This window comes from Aggregatibacter kilianii (assembly GCF_003130255.1).
Lineage (GTDB): Bacteria > Pseudomonadota > Gammaproteobacteria > Enterobacterales > Pasteurellaceae > Aggregatibacter > Aggregatibacter kilianii.
In genome coordinates this window covers 233249-249373 of sequence record NZ_NRCN01000002.1, presented here as the reverse complement: position 1 = coordinate 249373, position 16125 = coordinate 233249, and the positions used below count along the sequence as shown (strand labels likewise).

The 16125-nt window shown below is 40.6% G+C and carries 22 protein-coding genes and 1 pseudogene; all 23 read right to left on the bottom strand.

Annotated features, from left to right (window positions below):
* Positions 1-18: 18 nt before the first annotated feature.
* Positions 19-1809: a DNA primase family protein gene (locus DK428_RS10920; RefSeq protein WP_109092242.1), complete on the bottom strand. Its 1791-nt coding sequence runs from the start codon at positions 1807-1809 to the stop codon at positions 19-21.
* Entirely contained in the window at positions 1793-2236 is a 444-nt protein-coding gene (locus DK428_RS10915) for a hypothetical protein (protein WP_109063918.1), read from the bottom strand. The genes DK428_RS10920 and DK428_RS10915 overlap by 17 nt, the downstream gene beginning before the upstream one ends.
* The gene (locus tag DK428_RS10910; RefSeq protein WP_006719238.1) at positions 2236-2460 is read right to left on the bottom strand and encodes a hypothetical protein; all 225 of its coding nucleotides are present in this window, start codon (positions 2458-2460) and stop codon (positions 2236-2238) included. The genes DK428_RS10915 and DK428_RS10910 overlap by 1 nt, the downstream gene beginning before the upstream one ends.
* A pseudogene (locus DK428_RS10905) lies at positions 2453-2785 on the bottom strand (hypothetical protein); the annotation flags it as partial. The gene DK428_RS10910 and the pseudogene DK428_RS10905, both read right to left, overlap by 8 nt.
* A 4-nt stretch (positions 2786-2789) precedes the next feature.
* Entirely contained in the window at positions 2790-2981 is a 192-nt protein-coding gene (locus DK428_RS10900) for a hypothetical protein (RefSeq protein ID WP_006719240.1), read from the bottom strand.
* A 14-nt stretch (positions 2982-2995) separates the two neighbouring features.
* Positions 2996-3178: a hypothetical protein gene (locus DK428_RS10895; RefSeq protein WP_109063916.1), complete on the bottom strand. Its 183-nt coding sequence runs from the start codon at positions 3176-3178 to the stop codon at positions 2996-2998.
* Positions 3171-3770: a host cell division inhibitor Icd-like protein gene (locus DK428_RS10890; RefSeq protein ID WP_109063915.1), complete on the bottom strand. Its 600-nt coding sequence runs from the start codon at positions 3768-3770 to the stop codon at positions 3171-3173. The genes DK428_RS10895 and DK428_RS10890 overlap by 8 nt, the downstream gene beginning before the upstream one ends.
* A gap of 198 nt (positions 3771-3968) precedes the next feature.
* A complete protein-coding gene (locus DK428_RS10885) occupies positions 3969-4280 on the bottom strand; it encodes a hypothetical protein (protein WP_109063914.1) in 312 nt (103 codons plus the stop codon).
* Between the two features lie 11 nt (positions 4281-4291).
* On the bottom strand, positions 4292-4495 hold the full coding sequence (locus tag DK428_RS10880; RefSeq protein ID WP_109063913.1) for a helix-turn-helix transcriptional regulator: 204 nt from the start codon (positions 4493-4495) through the stop codon (positions 4292-4294).
* 156 nt (positions 4496-4651) lie between these two features.
* Entirely contained in the window at positions 4652-5698 is a 1047-nt protein-coding gene (locus tag DK428_RS10875; protein ID WP_109063912.1) for a hypothetical protein, read from the bottom strand.
* A 94-nt stretch (positions 5699-5792) separates the two neighbouring features.
* Positions 5793-6161 (bottom strand): hypothetical protein, encoded by a 369-nt coding sequence (locus DK428_RS10870; protein WP_109063911.1) that lies wholly within the window; start codon positions 6159-6161, stop codon positions 5793-5795.
* A 94-nt stretch (positions 6162-6255) separates the two neighbouring features.
* Positions 6256-6540, bottom strand: a complete 285-nt coding sequence (locus tag DK428_RS10865) for a hypothetical protein (RefSeq protein WP_109063910.1) — start codon at positions 6538-6540, stop codon at positions 6256-6258.
* The gene (locus DK428_RS10860; RefSeq protein ID WP_109063909.1) at positions 6537-8204 is read right to left on the bottom strand and encodes a terminase large subunit; all 1668 of its coding nucleotides are present in this window, start codon (positions 8202-8204) and stop codon (positions 6537-6539) included. Before DK428_RS10860 ends, DK428_RS10865 begins: the two co-directional genes overlap by 4 nt.
* A 7-nt stretch (positions 8205-8211) precedes the next feature.
* The gene (locus DK428_RS10855; protein ID WP_005698535.1) at positions 8212-8580 is read right to left on the bottom strand and encodes a phage terminase small subunit P27 family; all 369 of its coding nucleotides are present in this window, start codon (positions 8578-8580) and stop codon (positions 8212-8214) included.
* Positions 8581-8681: 101 nt separating this feature from the next.
* The gene (locus DK428_RS10850) at positions 8682-9044 is read right to left on the bottom strand and encodes an HNH endonuclease signature motif containing protein (RefSeq protein WP_109063908.1); all 363 of its coding nucleotides are present in this window, start codon (positions 9042-9044) and stop codon (positions 8682-8684) included.
* A gap of 14 nt (positions 9045-9058) precedes the next feature.
* Complete coding sequence (locus DK428_RS10845) at positions 9059-9373, bottom strand: head-tail connector protein (protein WP_048953991.1); 315 nt, start codon at positions 9371-9373, stop codon at positions 9059-9061.
* Positions 9360-9704 (bottom strand): phage head closure protein, encoded by a 345-nt coding sequence (locus tag DK428_RS10840; protein WP_006719252.1) that lies wholly within the window; start codon positions 9702-9704, stop codon positions 9360-9362. Before DK428_RS10840 ends, DK428_RS10845 begins: the two co-directional genes overlap by 14 nt.
* The gene (locus tag DK428_RS10835) at positions 9688-10920 is read right to left on the bottom strand and encodes a phage portal protein (RefSeq protein ID WP_109063907.1); all 1233 of its coding nucleotides are present in this window, start codon (positions 10918-10920) and stop codon (positions 9688-9690) included. The genes DK428_RS10840 and DK428_RS10835 overlap by 17 nt, the downstream gene beginning before the upstream one ends.
* Position 10921: 1 nt before the next feature.
* The gene (locus DK428_RS10830; protein ID WP_109063906.1) at positions 10922-11488 is read right to left on the bottom strand and encodes an HK97 family phage prohead protease; all 567 of its coding nucleotides are present in this window, start codon (positions 11486-11488) and stop codon (positions 10922-10924) included.
* Positions 11489-11541: 53 nt separating this feature from the next.
* Complete coding sequence (locus DK428_RS10825) at positions 11542-12729, bottom strand: phage major capsid protein (RefSeq protein WP_109063905.1); 1188 nt, start codon at positions 12727-12729, stop codon at positions 11542-11544.
* A 998-nt stretch (positions 12730-13727) separates the two neighbouring features.
* A complete protein-coding gene (nhaA, locus tag DK428_RS10820) occupies positions 13728-14888 on the bottom strand; it encodes a Na+/H+ antiporter NhaA (protein ID WP_109063904.1) in 1161 nt (386 codons plus the stop codon).
* 177 nt (positions 14889-15065) lie between these two features.
* Positions 15066-15827: a monofunctional biosynthetic peptidoglycan transglycosylase gene (gene mtgA / locus DK428_RS10815; protein WP_239493766.1), complete on the bottom strand. Its 762-nt coding sequence runs from the start codon at positions 15825-15827 to the stop codon at positions 15066-15068.
* Positions 15817-16113 (bottom strand): trp operon repressor, encoded by a 297-nt coding sequence (trpR, locus tag DK428_RS10810; RefSeq protein WP_005701046.1) that lies wholly within the window; start codon positions 16111-16113, stop codon positions 15817-15819. Before trpR ends, mtgA begins: the two co-directional genes overlap by 11 nt.
* Between the last annotated feature and the right edge of the window lie 12 nt (positions 16114-16125).

The window sequence follows — 16125 nt, the reverse complement described above, 5'->3', positions numbered from 1 at the left end:
TTTATGCCGCGCCTTTCACTATCTATTTGATTTTATGTACTCATTATAAAACTCGTCAAAGTCTTTAAAGTGTACATTAGTGATATATCTTCCTTTTTCCGCACCAGAAGTGATTCGCCTGCGAGTGTATGGATATTTATTTTTGTGCTGTGCCAATCCTTGTCTTAATGATTCGGTAAAGTTATTCAGTGTTAAAGCATTTTGAATATTATTGGCTTCAGTAAATACCAAGTAAGCCGGGTAAAGGTGCGTTCTTGGAAGTCCGGTTTTCGCGTTGCCAATTCCTAGCCCGTTACTTTCTTGAGAGGTTAGGAAATAACTACAAAACACCGTTAAATGATCTGAGTTCATTTTGATTTCTAACGCTTCGGCGCTTTCTTGTTGTTGAATTAACGCTTTTTTCGCATCTAACGGATTTTTAAAAGCCTGAATCAGTTTATAAATAATTCCACCTGCTTCGGCTTCTATCTTATCCATTAAGTGCGGATCGCGTTTACTTTCCGGCACCACTTTATCAAAGTGAAAAATCACTCGGCGGCGTTCGATACCTCCGTTTCTTTCTGTGAAGCGTGTTGGCTCATTGTTGACGATTAGCACAATCGCGGGAATGACTGCTTTAAACTTGCTTTTGTGCTTCGGATCGATATTAACTAAATCCCCCGCACTAATGCTTTTTAGTCCACCACCATCACCACCATAGCGGGATTGTTCCGGGCATAGAATGAGCGTTTTATTCACAAAGTTTTCACGCCCGCGCGGTTCGTCTAAATCAACTAATCGACCGCTTTCCGTGTTTTGTTCGCCTGCTAACATTGTGGCAATTTGCGCAAATACCGATTTCCCGCTACCACCATCGCCGGTTACTTCAAAGAATAATTGCCAGTTATGGCGATTCGTTAAAATCGCGTAAAGTGCGCCCAAGATTGCTTGCTTTTTATCTTCCTTACCATCAGCAACAAAATTCAACCAATTATCAAAGTGCGGTGTATTTTCTTCCTGATTCGTGTAATCGTGCGGAATAAAAGAGGTTAGCCAGTTTTCCCGACAATGCGGGTAAAATTCCAAGGTCGAACGATTTAATACGCCGTTTTTAAATGCTAATAACTCCTTGGATTGTTCCCCCATTTTGGCCGCTTGAATCTTCGCTGTATCAATCATTGAATCAATAGAACGGGCACTATAAGTAAATTCCTGTTCATCGTAAAACTGAACGGCTTTAACCTCTAATTCCGATCTCGGTAGAATCTCCCAATTTGCGCCGGTGTAATGATAAAGCTCCTTATCTAAACTGTGTTGAGCAATATCTAGATTCAGCCATTTTACGAATGCCCGGGCTTTTACGTTAGTTCCGTCCTTTTCTTTCAATTTCGGCGGCGGAGCAATTTTATCCGCAATTTCTACCGCACTTTTATCCGTGCGTAGGCGTTGAATGTAACCACTTAGATTTTCCTTCATCTGCGCAGCGCCATCATATAAAACGACATGATCAGCTTTAGTATGCTTTGCTAGATTGTGACAAATACCGGTGATTTCTGTCTGATCTAATTCTCCACATTGGAAAAGCATGATTGTGTGTTGCTCCGAATCAGCTATTTTTATTCCTGAAATATCTTCAAGCTGCTGTTCGCCAAGAATCACCGGCTTTTGTTTGGCATCTATACCTTCCACCAACGAACACAACAATAACCATTCTTCACCTTTTCCTTTGTTCCATGCTTGCCAAGCCTTACGCCCGGCAAGAATGATTAACGCTGAATAAGGTTCTTTCGGCTGATCCGCTAAGTGTGGTGCATTAATTAAGCGTGCCATGATTTACCCCCTCAACTGCGCCGTTCTCAATTATATTGATACGCATGGCAACGACTTCCTGAAAATATGAAAATGTGCTTACCAAGGAGTTCACTAAGCTATGCTTCAATAAGCCATCTATAAGTTCATCATTGGATAGCATTGCTGCGGTTTCCTCCGGCGCTAAAGAAGGCGGTTTTGGTGCCATCTGTAGTAAATGCTTATTGATCGTGATTAATTCATCACGAAGAATTTTTAGCCCACCGAGATATTCAGCGGGATAATCAATAAACTGTTCGGCTAATGCCAAAATTGCTTCGGTTGTGTAAGGGAAAGACGAATTAAAGGCTTCATCTTTAGGTTTTCCCATGTTCTGATGACTGATTGAAATAGCATTCAATTCAACGGCATTTAGTTTGGAATAATCCATTTTTTGATTGAGATCCATTATTTCACCCCCGTGATTTTCAATCCTGCTGTAGTTGCTCGTTTAATTGATTTCAGCGCGTCTGTTGCGCCTTTTAAATGTCCGTTGTGAATGTAGTCTTTGGCAAAGCTAAGATAAAATTCAGTCTGTTTAATGGCTTTTACCAACTGTTCCCAATCCGGCAAGCGTTCTTCCTCAAATAGGCTAGGGCGCTTCTTGCTTACTTTGGTTTTTAACTTACGCATTTGCCACCACCTGTAATTGTTCAATTTGTGTTACTACTTCGGCAAATTTAGAAATTAAATAGCCGTTTGCCTGATTGAAGTCCTTTAAAATTGCGGTCTGTTCCTTTGTTAAATCGGCAGCTTTCGCCAATTCGTTAAATAACTTTCCACCACCTTTTAACCGCTCTACTAAATCAACACATTCCCCACGCATTTTTAGTTTGTGATGGAAGTCGTCCGGGTAAACTTCAAGGCATTTGCGGTTACTATCATGGATTAACTTAAATTGGCGGCTGATTTGCGCATATTCCGCGTGTAAAGGATTGAATGAGAGTTTCCCCTTATACTGGTTACTTACTTTCATTATTGCCCCCCTCCCAAAGTACATTCACTGCGTCTTTAGTCCGCACAATCAGATCTCGCACTGCCCAAAGTGAATCGCTTAATGCTTTCTCCCTTGTGTTGTTATCCACCATCAGCAAAATAGCTTCTGCTTGAGCAAGATTTTTTGTGATTTCGTCCATCGCGTCTAATTTCTTCATGATTTTGTCCCTCCCTAAAGCTCTTCTTCTAACGACATTACAGAAGTGAGGATTAATTTTGATACGGCACGGAAGGCGGCTTCATAGGTGGCGCACTCAACCTTATCAATCGTTCCATCGCCTTTGCTAATTAGTTCTGAAATTGCTTGAGCTTCCCACAATCCTTCAAGTGCTTTGGTAATTTCTTCATTACGCATGAGCCACCTCCATAGAATCACGAGAGATTGCCGCAAAAGTGCGGTCGTTTTTCACGGTGTTTTGAAGATTGATTTTGCCGGTAAGTACAAGAACAAAATCACGGGCGAATTGGGCGCGCGCGGCTTGTTCAGTATCAGCGGTGATACGGATTTTTTGAATCTGATTAGATAAATCGGTACGGCGAATAGCCGCAAAAATGAATTGATACATTTGCGTAGATTCCTGATGTTGATTTTCAGAATCTACCGCTAGACTTTCCACGGTCGGGCGGTAGAGCATAACAGGGTGGAAAACTGCCACATCAGGAGGGCAGCCAGTCAAAGACTGCCTATTACGCTCTACCATTGAATGAATTTTTAGATTAAATAAAACAAAATCCGCAAATTCTTGAGGTGTGCGAATGTTACGAACAAAAAAAGCACGGTTAAAAGGCGTGCTATCGTTCGCCTGATGTAAATAATTCAGCTTTCCACGGCTGACCTTAGATTTTGCTAAGGCGTGGACATAGTCGCAAATTTGACTGCACTTTGTAAAGTAAAATGTATTGTAATTATTTTCATATTGTTTATAATTAACGTGATTTAAATTCATATTAATTCCTTTTATGGATTTAGATCGGGAAACGTGGCGTGTGCTTTGTGTTTGGCTCATGGTCGCTAAAATCATTCATTAGCGTTCAAAGTGTGTTCCGCAGTTTCCGCTCTCATGTAATTTAGGTTATCTACCTTCTGAGTGATTCTTAAGGTAGGGGAATGCGCCGCTTGGGTTGAGCCTTGCGGCGTTTTTCTTTTAACGGAATCGAAAGTAGGCTTGCTGTTCTTCATGCGCAGTAAGCTCACCTCCCTTAGCCTTATAAATGGCAATCACCTGTTTTAACTGTTCGGCATCTGCGATTTCATAGCGGTAATATTGCCCCATTCCATCTGCAGTCTTTTCCGTTGTACGTTTCACTTTGCCGATTAAATGATTGCGTTCAAGTTCACTGATATAGTTACGCGCTGACGTCATGCCCATTGAATAACCATCAATGCCGCTAATGCTAGAAAGAATTAAACGGTGTAACACTTTTAAGAATTGTGTTGGTTTTCTTGCTTCGTTCATCTTCCACCACCTTAAGCGCGTGCGGCTTTTTGTTCTTCAATCCACGCATTCACTTCTTCTAAATCCCAACGGACAAAGTTTTGTGAAAAGCGGATCGGTTGTGGGAATTGTTTAGCTTTTACAAGCTCATTGAGTTTGGTGCGTCCAAAGCTTACGCGTTGGCAAACATCGGCACCGGTGATAAGTTTTTTAGATTGGGTTTGAGATTGGCTCATAAAAAATACCTCTCGTAGTTTAACTATGTGGAATAGCGTTCTATTCCGTTGAGTTGTTCGAACGGGAGGTATTACAAATGATTTAGGTGGGATTATAGCAATAGGGTGATAGTTAACTTTTGCTATCACCCTTTGCTATGAGAGCTTTAAAATCAATTAGTTACGATTGATAGGACAGGCGACGATTTCTATCGCGGTTGCTTGTTTTTGAGAAAGGTTATATTTTTCTTGGATTTCTTTGGCTGTTGCTTCTGCTTTAGGGGCGTTATTTAAGTTTGGATCGTAGTTCGCCCAATATTCCTTTCTGGCTTGAATGGCTAATGCTAAGCGGTCATTCTCCATGAACTTATTTAATTGTATTGGATAATTCATCTTATCAAGTGCGGTCTGTAATTCAGTTATTTTTTTGTCCTTTTCCTCTAACTCGGATTTTAATCTTTCTATTTCTTGGAGAATATCTGAATAGTTTTCTTGAGATTTATCAGAAATACCCAAGAATGCCATCAAGTCGGAATGTAACACTTCAATTTGCTTGAAATGTATGGCAAGTGTTGGCGCCGATGATAATTTCAATGCTAAATTAATAAGAATGGTTTTAATATTAGTATTTTCTAGTAGATAAAAATTATCATCGCTAAAATTAATAGGTATTATATGTTCTTTTAATAATTTTGTATTTGTATTATAAATTGCTTGAGGTAGATAGAAATCAGCAGAAAAAATATAATTAAATTCTTTTGGTCTTAGTAATAGCTGATACTCATACTCAGGTAGAGATTTTGAGCTTTCTATAAATTCATTTATGTTAGTTTTAATCTTACTCACTATATTATTATAATCTCTATTGCCATCCTTAACTTGTTGATAAAAATAATCTAACATAGGCAATCTTGCGCCAAAATACACATTGTCATCTTCTAAATGTAAATCATGTGGCAGAAAGAATTTTTTGGCGGTGCTATTAAAAAATATCGTAGTAGGCGGTGTGTGAATTTGTAAATAATCTTCTTCATTCATCTTAATTCTGCCAATAGCATAAACACCCTTAGTATTGCCTTCTAATCTGATACATGTTTTTAATTTTCCTTCCCTGGCATAGGTAATCAGATCATCATGTACTATATCTAAATTGTATGTTTTAGATAAGAATGAAGGTAATTCTTCCAATGAATAGGAATTTTTCTTGGGTAACGATATTTTCATAAATGCCCCTTTCGCATTTGCCCTTATGATAGGAACGCACCAACAAGATAAGGTTTCTTGCTTTCGGGGATCAGCCTAGGTGCGCTTTATTCGGTTACTTGTTTTTTATATCAACACTAATATCTATTAAAGTGGTTTCTTTGCCGGTGCTGCCGTCTATCCAGTTTATCGTGCCGGTAATAAGTGGCTTATTTTCTTTCTGCTTCTGTAAAGTCTTTTGAATAATCGGACGATTAATTTCATGTTCTACCCAACTATTCTTTCTTTTTTCTCGCTCGTCCACCAACCGTTTATTTTCTTTCCGGCGCTTATATTCATCGTAAATAAGCCAACCGATAGTAAATGAAAGCCCGCCGGCTAAACCAAAGGCCACAATAAACCACCAGTCTTGAAAGGTAACTATTGCTAATACGACAAAAAAAGCAGCAACCATACACTTTATTGTAACTAGTATCAACCCCATAGTTCCCCCCTTGTTTTTACTGGTTATTATAATAAATAACATAGTAACAAAGGAGAAAAGATTCAATAGTATAAGGGAAATATTTTATTCTTCATCACTTACCGGCATTGATTCTTTTTTGCTGTTTTAGCATGGTATCAAGCTGTTTCTTGGCAATAAAGTAAATCGTTTCTAACGCGTCCATATTCGGGCTATTTGGTCGGCTGTCTATTTCTCGCTTGGCCGCATTACATTTACATTTTAATGCGTGAATAACTTCACTTATTGGATAGGGTTCTTCATCATCGTAAAGGCTGACAAAGGTAAAAAGTGCGGTCGATTTTTTATAGTGATTCACCGCTGAAAGAAGTAAGTTTTGTTTTGCCTGTTTACATCTCATAAATCAATCCCGTTAAATTGTTCCAATGCGTGTTTGTGTTCGTCTGATAGTTCGAAAATTAAATCACCGTATTCAAGTTGATAAGTGCCGAAAGACATTAGGAAGGCGACTGCTGGGTCTATCTTGTTTGCGGCTTTCTTCTTGTTTGGTTTAATATTGGCGTTCGCGTCTGTTTCCATAACTACATTTGATAAAGCCCACGCAAGCACCGGATCGCCGTTGTGTTCTATCATCTGTCTGTTTATTAAAACTTCCGCACTTTTTGCCACTGGACTAAATCGTTGGTATGTTTGCGGGAATGGCTCTACTTCAAGCCCCGCCGCTTGTAATTGTGTTCGTAAATGGGTTGCGTTCCATACATCAAAGCCTGTCATTTTGATATTGAAACGTTCAGCATCTTTCAGAATATCGTCTCTGATTTTGTCGTAGTCGATGCAATCCCCTTCCGTTGCTATTAGCCAACCACTGCGCACCCAGTTTCGATACATTGCGCGGTTTTTATTTGCCACGTTGTTAAGTTGGAATTCGGGAATGTAGTGCCGTGTAAGCAAGCGCACTTTGTTTCCGTGTGGGAATGTATAACAAAGGCTTGTTAAGTCGTTGGTACTTGATAAATCTAGCCCTAAATAGCAATCTTGATGAAGTAAATCGCTTTCCGTGTACTGCCGTTCACATTGCGCCCAGTTTCCATCACCTAGCCACGGCGTAGAGCCTTGACACCATACATTAAAGCGCTTAGTTAGCATTTCTACCCATTCGGACGGAATACCCCTAGCCTTCTTGATAGTGTTCTCAAAATCAAGGTAAGGAATGGATTTACCTATATTCGGATTTGCTTTTATCCAGTTCTCTTGATTGTCGATTTCATTTTCTTCGTCTAACTCAAAAATCAACACAAATAGGCTTTCATTCTGCTCATTTCCTTCAAGGATTTGAGCGCAATAATCATAATGCTGTTTACAGGCTGAAATAACGTTACTTCCGGCTGTTGTAATAGCAAAGAGTAAACCTTCAGGGCGTGCGCCTTGCCCTAGCTCTAACGCGCTATATACGCTGTTGTCTGCGTGTAGGTGATATTCATCTACAATAGCTAAACTAGGGTTAGTTCCTTCAATCGTTGAAGATTTAGCGGCAAGCGGTCGCATAATGCTATTGTTCTTCGGATTGATTAGCTTGTGTTGTTGAATGTTAAGGCGTTTTTTCAATGGAGCTGAAAGTAAGCACATTTGACGAGCATCATCAAAAACAATTCTTGCTTGATCTCGGCTAACGGCTGCGGTGTATATATCCTGCTGTCCGCCTTCCATCACTAGAAACCAGTTAGCTAAAACGGCTGCTATCGTTGATTTAGCGTTCTTTCTTGCTACTTGAACGTAAGCGGAGCGATATTTTCTTAATCCTGTGTCTTTACGCTTAAAGCCTAGAATATTGGCAAAGAGAAAGACTTGCCAATCTGAAAGGATAATAGGCTGTCCGCGTAAGTGTCCTTTAACGTGTGGGCATAGTTTCGAGAAAGCTAGAAACTTATCAACCGCGCTTTTATCAAAGAAATAATCAGGATTGTTTAAATCGTTAAAATAACGCTCTACGGCTTGTTTTATCTTCTTACAAGCCACTAACTCACCCGATTTGATTTTCTCTGCGTATGCTTGCCATATTTCCATATTTCGCCTACATAGTTAGGATTTCATCTAAGATATCGTTTTCATCTACTTCAATAGGATTTTTTCTGCGGCTTACAGGGTCGAAACCTAGCAATGATGACATCTTAATCATCACCTTTTCGGCATCTGCTTTCGCTGACAAAGCTGGATTTCTTGATTGAGTTCCTTGACTATTAACAATAATGAAGCCATTTTTTGCTAAATCTGCTACGGAATGACGCCAAATTGCGTAGTTTTCGCAATAAATTTCAAGGTTCGTTAAATCTTCTGCTTTAATATCGCCACGCTCTGAAAGTTGTTTAATTCGGCTTTTCCATTGGGTTTTAGCGATACCATCTAAAAAATCAGGGGTTTTATAGTTTCTTCTCTTGCTCATACATTTCCTTATTTTCAAAAAAATTGCCTTGCGTAAAAATTGAGTTGGGCGGGCGGTTCCGAAGGGTTGCCACTTTCTTTTTTAAATTGCCCCCACCCGGTCTAATCAATTTTCTTCGCACCAAATCCGCGTTGGTCTATCACTCGTGTTTTATAGCTGTGACAATCACGACATAAAGGCTGATGATTGCTTGCTACCCAAAACAACGGATCGGCTTGTCCGTTCTCTACCGGCTTAATATGGTCTATCACTGTTGCCGGTGTATATTTGCCTTGCTCTAAGCACATCACACAAAGGGGATGATGCTTTAAGTATTGTTCGCGGTATTTGCTCCACTTGTGGTCGTAACCGCGTGCGCTACTGTTTGGGCGGTTGTCCTTAGGTTTATGCTCCTCACATCTACCGGACTTTACTTTGTTTCTACATTCGGGATAGCTACAACGTCTTAACGGTTGGTATGGCATCGGTTACTAAATCCTTAGTAAGCGCACGGTTCTCTATACACTTCCCACAATGCGGAAATCGTCATAGGTGCCGGTTTAAGGTTGGCTAAGTCTGTGACGGCTTCTCGGTTCGTGTAGAGATAGGCGATATACATTAAGCAACCAATCTTAATAGCCGGGGTAAAAGGTATGGTCTTTTCCGTTTCTTCTTCCCCAAATGTTTTACCAATATGTTTTTGACATACTTCTAAGGCGGCCACCTTATAGGCTTCCAGTAACTCATCATCTAAATCATGATCAAGATTTAAGTGCGCCTTGATTTCATCAATCGTTAAATTAATTTCCGCCATTGCCAGTCAACTCCTTACAGATAAGCTGTAGTTCTTTGTGCGCTTCTTTACTATCAATAATGTTGATTATCTCTAGCGAACGGTTCCCATATTTCACACGCATAGTGTTATCAACATTAGTTCCGTAACGTATGCGAATGCGCACAGTATTTTCATTTAATGGCACCGCACCGGAGAAGAACTCTCTACCTTGTAATGGTTCAACCGCCGCCCGGATATTGGCAACGGTTTTCCATTTACTCACAATACCGCCGTAGTCGTTCTGTTCGTTCACTTGCTTTTGTAGGCTAATCACCTTGTTATACTTTCCGGCCTTAATCATGATTGCCATCGCTTACCCCTGATTCTTGCTCATCACCGCGTTTTACTTCTACGGTTTGTTTCCATGCTTGGCTAAATTCTTCTCCACCCTCATAAGGCGATAAACCTTCACGGCGGCGAACTTCATTCGGGCACATTACACCGGCTTTAATTGCCACATCGTAACTCTTGAAGCGTTCGCTTTGACTTGTGCGCAATAAGTCGCTTGTATCAAATTCGATTAAGTAACGTTTCTTGCTGTTGCTACCTAAATCAATCATCAAGGCATCTTTTAGCTGCTGTTCAAAATTGGTTAGCCATGGGCGCAAGGTTTGCGATAAAAAGGCTCGACTGGCTTCACTAAAGTTTGAATAACTGCTATTGGAATAGTCTTGTAAGAAAATCGGGCTAATGTTGTAGATTCTGGCAATATCGGAAATTGTGAATGTACGGCTTGCTAACCATTCCGCGTCTTGGTTTGTCATGCCTAGCTGTTTATATTCCATTGAGCCTTCAAGGATTGGTGTTTTCCCGGCGTTCTTCGCCCCCTTGTAACGTTCAAGGGCTTTTACGGCTTTTTGTGCTTTGGCTTCGTCTAACCATTCGGCGGTAGTAATTAAGCCACTTGCCATTAAGCCATTTTTCATCATTGCCGATCCATGTTTCTGTTGAGCAATGCCTAAGCCTACGGTTTCACGGCAAATCGTAATTGGCGAACGCCCCATGAAGCCATCAAGGGAAGAATGGCGTAAATGTAGGATTTCATCTTGAAGATAGTTTTTGGTATTGCCGTCTAAGTCCGTAATTTGATAGATATACTCACCACCAACTTTGCGATAGATATTGACCGCACTTGGTTCGTACGGGGTAAGGCTGATTGGTTCGCCTTTGTTGTTCCATTCAATCACCGCATAAGCGTTACCGTTTAATAGGCAGTGACGCATCATGGTGTATTTGAATTGATACGGTGTTTGGCTACGGTTTGGCATCTCGTTTAAGAGATAGTCCACCGGGTGACGATAAACACGCTCGCGGCCATCATCTTTAAGTTGATACAAATAACAAGGCATACTGGCCACCGCTTCTGAAATAACGGTAACGGCACTCATCACTGCCGGTAAACTTTCCGCCGTGTTCGGGCTGACAAATTCCCCCGCACCGGTGTTTGATACGCCAAGATAAGAAAGCAGTTCATTAATTGCCATCGGTGCGCTGCGTTGTTCTTTTCGTCTGAACGGGTTCCACATATTACGCCTCCGCCACATCAAGCCACTGTTTCAAAAGTGCGGTGGATTTTCTTTGCGTTTTTCCCTTCGCGGTTGCCATTGATCGTTTGGCAATCTCAACGCTACTTTCAGGATAGGCAGGAATGCTGGTAACGGTGATTTCAAATAATTCCGCTTTGGCCACTGTGCGTTGGCAAGGCTCTACATCAAAATTCCATGTTTCTTCTTTAGCCCAAAAGCCGAAAGACATCCCGCTAATATCGCCGCGTTCAACACTTACCAACAAATCACGCCCTAAGGTGGTATCAGGTGGCATTAATTCAAAACGTAAGCCTATTGCGTCTTCTTCTAGTTTTAAGGTTCCCGCACGGGTGCGCCCTAATAGTTTGGTATGATCGTGTTCAAATAATGCCCGTACATCGGCACCGCTGCTTAAACTTTCACTAAACGCATTCGCACTGAATTGTTCTACAAAATCGCAATAAAGCACTTCAGAAGGGCTGTTCCACTTCACCACATAGCCAACCAGTTTTTTATTCTCGCTGTCTGCGGTGATTTCGGATGAACGGATTTCAAATTCTTTATTCATACTTTCCCTTTTAACAAAAAGGGGGCTTAATTGCCCCCATTGGAATTTGACGATTAAGCCGTAACTTCAATGAACTTGATTGCGTTACTATCTACCACGCCACCACCAAGATATTTATCGGTATGGACTTTGTAGAAGCCCGGTTCGGTAATGTTATCAGGGCGGGTTCTTACGCCGGTTTCGTGATCTACAATGAAGTAACCGCGTTTGAAGTCACCAAAGGCAACTACCGGTTTATTGGCACCACTTGCCGGCATGGTCTCAAGGAAGTAAACCGGACGACCTAAAAGGGTAGAAGGCGCATCTACGGTTAAACCATCACGCCAAATAAAATCGCCGTTTTTGTTTTTGAGTTTTTGTAATGCCGCCGCAATGGTAGAAGACATCACCCAAACGGCATTTTTACGGTATTTGCTGTGTAAGGTGTAGAACAAATCAATTAGCGTATCGGCGGTGATTTTGTCGGCACCGGCAACGTCTAATTTTTGCAACTTACCAAAGGCGCGTACTTTGTCCGCTTCGGTAGAGCGTTCATAGGATAAGAAGCCTTTTGATTTCTTCGTGCCGTCACCATCGGTTAAGTCGGTTTCTTCGGTTTCGGTGAAGCTTTCGGAAATTTCATCAGTCAACCAACCTAAAACATCAATACTGGAGAAGTCCAAAATTTCTTGAGTGGTTTTCGGATAGGCATAGATAGGGTTTAATGCAATAGTGACTTCATGGAGTTTCGGTGTGGCGGTGCCATTGCGAGCTTGACCTTCCTCACCATGGGCCACCACCGCACCACCGGCGGAAACAAGTTTTTTGTATTCTTTCGCACCAACCGGCAAGCGGACCACGTTACAAATTTGACGCATCACGCTATCATCGGTTAAGCGTTTCATTACGTCTTTATCCAATTGTGGGATCACGGTATAACCGCCATCTTCTTGACCGGTGGTGGAAAGATTCCGTAATTCACCCGTTTTAATATAGTGGCGTAGTTCGTCATTGCTGAAGGTTTTACCGCGTGTTTCTACCGGTTTGCCTTTGTCGGCAATGTTACGTTCTTCATCTGCCACCGTTTCATAACGGGCGATTTCATCGCTCAATTGTTTAACCAAATCTTTCAACTTTTCAAAGTCAACGTTTTCGGTTTCGGTCAATGAGCGGTTTTCTTGTTCCGCTTTATCTAACATAGCGCGCATTGCTGCGACTTTTTCCGCTTTTTGTTGGCGTAGTTCTAACAGTTTTTTAAACATAGTTAATCCTTTTAAAATCATCTTAATTAAGACGGCTTATAAAAAGCCCATAGAACAATATATACACAAAAAACAGGAAGTAAATTGCTTAAAAATTAATAGTTTAGCTACGTTAGGATACGTTGAGTGGGTGAGATTTGATTGCTTGTTTTTTATACAGGCATAAATAGGAAAATATAATTTAGATGGGGTTTTTAAAGAGTGAACACTAGTGAATACCTAGTGAACACCCTATTCACTATATAAGTATATAATAAATAAAGAAATATAATATATAGTGAACAGGTGAACACCTTTTTATATAATTTTGAACGTTGATAGAGTTTTTGCCTTGTTTTAATATCTGTCGCTTTAATTCTTTGGGTATCAAAGAATGGCTAAAAATGCCTAGTAAAAATTTTTAGTAACACCGGTAGTAACACTGAGTTTTAAATTGTTTGTTAAGTTTGTTTTAAATCAATGCTTTATGTGTTTAATTCAAGTCTCGCCCAGCCATTAAACTAAACATAGCCCCGCGTAATTAATCGCAGGGTTTTGTTTTATCTGGTATTTACAAGGCTATAGCACTTTTACCTATCATAGCCCATCGCACTCAATCGTCTCTAATCTCGTTTTTTAGTAACACTGGTATGTGCTTAATTTAGTGTTATTGCGATCAGGGAAAAGCCTTATGTTACGTGTTAAGAGACTTTTAACAGATATCGCATCAAAAGAATAATCCAATACTTCTGCGAATTTTTTTGCAATGCGAAAAACACTGTTAATTTTGACCGCACTTTGTCTGGCTTTGGGGGCTTATGGCTAAATCAAAAGTAAATCATGAAGAATTGAGTTGTGGTGAGAAGACGTATTGCAAGGAAATGCTTTCTTGGGCTTAAAACAAAATTCATCTTAATGTTTACTATGGGAAGATTGGATCGAGATAAGCCTTGTGAGAAGGTTTGCTGTAAGTAATAAAAAAGCCTTGCTGATTTGCAAGGCTTTCTTTTTTAACGATATTAATTCGATGTTGTTTTTCTTAACAAAATATAACCCACAATCGCTGATACGCCTGAGCCTAATAAGATACCTAAGCGGGAGAGTGTGTCGAAACTGTTATTTGGCGTTTCCCCAAAAGCGAGGCCTGCAAGGAACATGGACATTGTGAACCCTATGCCACACAGCACGGCAATAGCGAAAATTTGTTTGAAATTAATGCCTTGTGGTAGTTTGGCAAGATTGCATTTAACCGAGAGGTAGCTAAATAGGAAGACACCAAGCGGTTTTCCGATGATTAAACCGAGCATAATGCCGAGGGTGAGCGGTGAACTTAAGCTGGAGAATCCTATGTTTTCCAAGGATACGCCGGCGTTGGAGAAGGCAAATAGCGGCAGAATTAAATAGCTGCACCACGGTGTCAAAATATGTTCGAATTGATGTAATGGTTTTTCACCCTTGCGACCTCGCATTGGGATGCAGAAACCGATGATTACGCCCGCAAGGGTAGCGTGTACGCCGGATTTTAATACGGATGCCCATAAAATCAAACCAACCACCATGTAAGCGCATAATGCGCCTATTTTCATGCGATTCATGAGTACAAGAATAGTAATTGTGATAGCGGCCAAAATTAGGGCTTGGGTACTGAGTTCATGGGAATAAAAAACGGCGATAACGATAATGGCGCCAAGGTCATCAATGATGGCAAGCGCTAATAAGAACACTTTTAACGGTAATGGCACGCGCTTACCTAATAACGCCACAATGCCTAAAGCAAAGGCGATGTCAGTTGCCATGGGAATTGCCCAACCGGATTGAATTTCCGGGGAATGTTGTGCAATCAAGAAATAGATTAAAGCAGGTACGATCATGCCTCCTAGTGCAGCGATCGCGGGGAAGATTGCCTGTTGATAGCTAGAAAGGGAGCCTTCTAACATTTCACGTTTGACTTCCATGCCTACCAAAACGAAGAAAACCGCCATAAACCCATCGTTTACCCACATTAATAACGGTTTGGCAATGCTGAATGCGCCGAATTGTACACTGACCGGGGTGTCCAAAAAATTGAAATAGCTTTCACTAAGAGCTGTGTTGGCGAGAATGATGGCCATCAAAGCAAAGATGAAAAGCAATATGCCACCGGTAGCTTCGGACTGAAAAATTTTTTGAAAACGTTGCATAAAATAAGAGTACTCCCTTAGATAACGCCTTAAAAGCAAGGCATAAATACGAAAGCTAAGAAACTTACAGGAAATTGATGATATTTTCAAGAAAAGTAGGATTTTATTAATGTAATAATCTGTATTTTTTTATTTTTTTGGTGATTCGTTTATTTTGAAAAGTGAAATAAATCACCATTAATCTAATTTTTGTAAATAGGATTTTCCCAGTTGATTCATTTGATGCTGGATCCAAAATTGTCTGCGTTTGGTATAAGCGCTCGGCGCATTGACTTTATAAATAATGGGGTTAGGCAACACTGCCGCCAAAAGTGCGGCTTCATTTTGCGATAAATTTTTAGCCGGCTTTTTGAAATAAAATTGGCTGGCTGCTTCCACGCCATAAATCCCTTCACCAAATTCCGCAAGGTTTAAATACACTTCCAAAATGCGTTTTTTTGACCATAAGGTTTCCAACAACAGAGTTGCAGGCACTTCAATTCCCTTACGTAGCCAGCTTTGCCCATGCCACAAATAGAGATTTTTTGCCGTTTGTTGGGAGATAGTGGAGGCTCCACGCGTGCGTTTACTTTTTTGATTATGTTTGAATGCTTTTTCAATGGCACTGAAATCAAAACCGTAATGTTCGGGAAATTGCTGATCTTCGGCGGCAATTACCGCTAGTTGCATTGGCCAAGCAATATCGTCAATGCTTACCCATTGGTGGTGGGTGGTGTACTCAAAATCACCGTCTAACAAATGGGCGATTTTTTGTTGCAACATATAAGCAGAGCAGGGGATTGGAACAAAGCGAAAAATGAAAGTAATGGCTACCGTGGCCAGAAAAAAACGGATTAAAAAACGCACCGCACTTTTGTAGGAGAAATGAAATCTGCGTAATTTGAATTTACGCAGATTTAATCGATTCAAAATGATGTTAGTCAGCTTTTTATTGCGCATTAAGTTGATTTTTTATCCAGTCGATAAATTCGGGATCCATCGTTTTTAACATATTGGAACCTCGAGTAATGGTTGCCGCACTGGTATTTAGGTTTTGTTGAATTTCCCGCTGTGGTAGGTTTTTATCCAATAATTGTGCGATAATTTGTAAGCGTAACCCCACGGCATCCCGTTCATCGGCAGTCAGTAATAAGGTTAATACATCTTGTTCTTTGCCTTGTTCAAATGCGGTTTTTAGCATATTGAGAAAGGCGTTCCATTGTTCTAAATTGCGACTAATATACATATCAACAATCCT

Excerpts from the sequence above, each read along its gene's own strand:
- DK428_RS10920 (WP_109092242.1), bottom strand. The coding sequence starts at position 1,809 with ATGGCACGCTTAATTAATGCACCACACTTAGCGGATCAGCCGAAAGAA.
- DK428_RS10915 (WP_109063918.1), bottom strand. The coding sequence starts at position 2,236 with ATGGATCTCAATCAAAAAATGGATTATTCCAAACTAAATGCCGTTGAA.
- DK428_RS10910 (WP_006719238.1), bottom strand. The coding sequence starts at position 2,460 with ATGCGTAAGTTAAAAACCAAAGTAAGCAAGAAGCGCCCTAGCCTATTT.
- DK428_RS10900 (WP_006719240.1), bottom strand. The coding sequence starts at position 2,981 with ATGAAGAAATTAGACGCGATGGACGAAATCACAAAAAATCTTGCTCAA.
- DK428_RS10895 (WP_109063916.1), bottom strand. The coding sequence starts at position 3,178 with ATGCGTAATGAAGAAATTACCAAAGCACTTGAAGGATTGTGGGAAGCT.
- DK428_RS10890 (WP_109063915.1), bottom strand. The coding sequence starts at position 3,770 with ATGAATTTAAATCACGTTAATTATAAACAATATGAAAATAATTACAAT.
- DK428_RS10885 (WP_109063914.1), bottom strand. The coding sequence starts at position 4,280 with ATGAACGAAGCAAGAAAACCAACACAATTCTTAAAAGTGTTACACCGT.
- DK428_RS10880 (WP_109063913.1), bottom strand. The coding sequence starts at position 4,495 with ATGAGCCAATCTCAAACCCAATCTAAAAAACTTATCACCGGTGCCGAT.
- DK428_RS10875 (WP_109063912.1), bottom strand. The coding sequence starts at position 5,698 with ATGAAAATATCGTTACCCAAGAAAAATTCCTATTCATTGGAAGAATTA.
- DK428_RS10870 (WP_109063911.1), bottom strand. The coding sequence starts at position 6,161 with ATGGGGTTGATACTAGTTACAATAAAGTGTATGGTTGCTGCTTTTTTT.
- DK428_RS10865 (WP_109063910.1), bottom strand. The coding sequence starts at position 6,540 with ATGAGATGTAAACAGGCAAAACAAAACTTACTTCTTTCAGCGGTGAAT.
- DK428_RS10860 (WP_109063909.1), bottom strand. The coding sequence starts at position 8,204 with ATGGAAATATGGCAAGCATACGCAGAGAAAATCAAATCGGGTGAGTTA.
- DK428_RS10855 (WP_005698535.1), bottom strand. The coding sequence starts at position 8,580 with ATGAGCAAGAGAAGAAACTATAAAACCCCTGATTTTTTAGATGGTATC.
- DK428_RS10850 (WP_109063908.1), bottom strand. The coding sequence starts at position 9,044 with ATGCCATACCAACCGTTAAGACGTTGTAGCTATCCCGAATGTAGAAAC.
- DK428_RS10845 (WP_048953991.1), bottom strand. The coding sequence starts at position 9,373 with ATGGCGGAAATTAATTTAACGATTGATGAAATCAAGGCGCACTTAAAT.
- DK428_RS10840 (WP_006719252.1), bottom strand. The coding sequence starts at position 9,704 with ATGGCAATCATGATTAAGGCCGGAAAGTATAACAAGGTGATTAGCCTA.
- DK428_RS10835 (WP_109063907.1), bottom strand. The coding sequence starts at position 10,920 with ATGTGGAACCCGTTCAGACGAAAAGAACAACGCAGCGCACCGATGGCA.
- DK428_RS10830 (WP_109063906.1), bottom strand. The coding sequence starts at position 11,488 with ATGAATAAAGAATTTGAAATCCGTTCATCCGAAATCACCGCAGACAGC.
- DK428_RS10825 (WP_109063905.1), bottom strand. The coding sequence starts at position 12,729 with ATGTTTAAAAAACTGTTAGAACTACGCCAACAAAAAGCGGAAAAAGTC.
- nhaA (WP_109063904.1), bottom strand. The coding sequence starts at position 14,888 with ATGCAACGTTTTCAAAAAATTTTTCAGTCCGAAGCTACCGGTGGCATA.
- mtgA (WP_239493766.1), bottom strand. The coding sequence starts at position 15,827 with ATGCGCAATAAAAAGCTGACTAACATCATTTTGAATCGATTAAATCTG.
- trpR (WP_005701046.1), bottom strand. The coding sequence starts at position 16,113 with ATGTATATTAGTCGCAATTTAGAACAATGGAACGCCTTTCTCAATATG.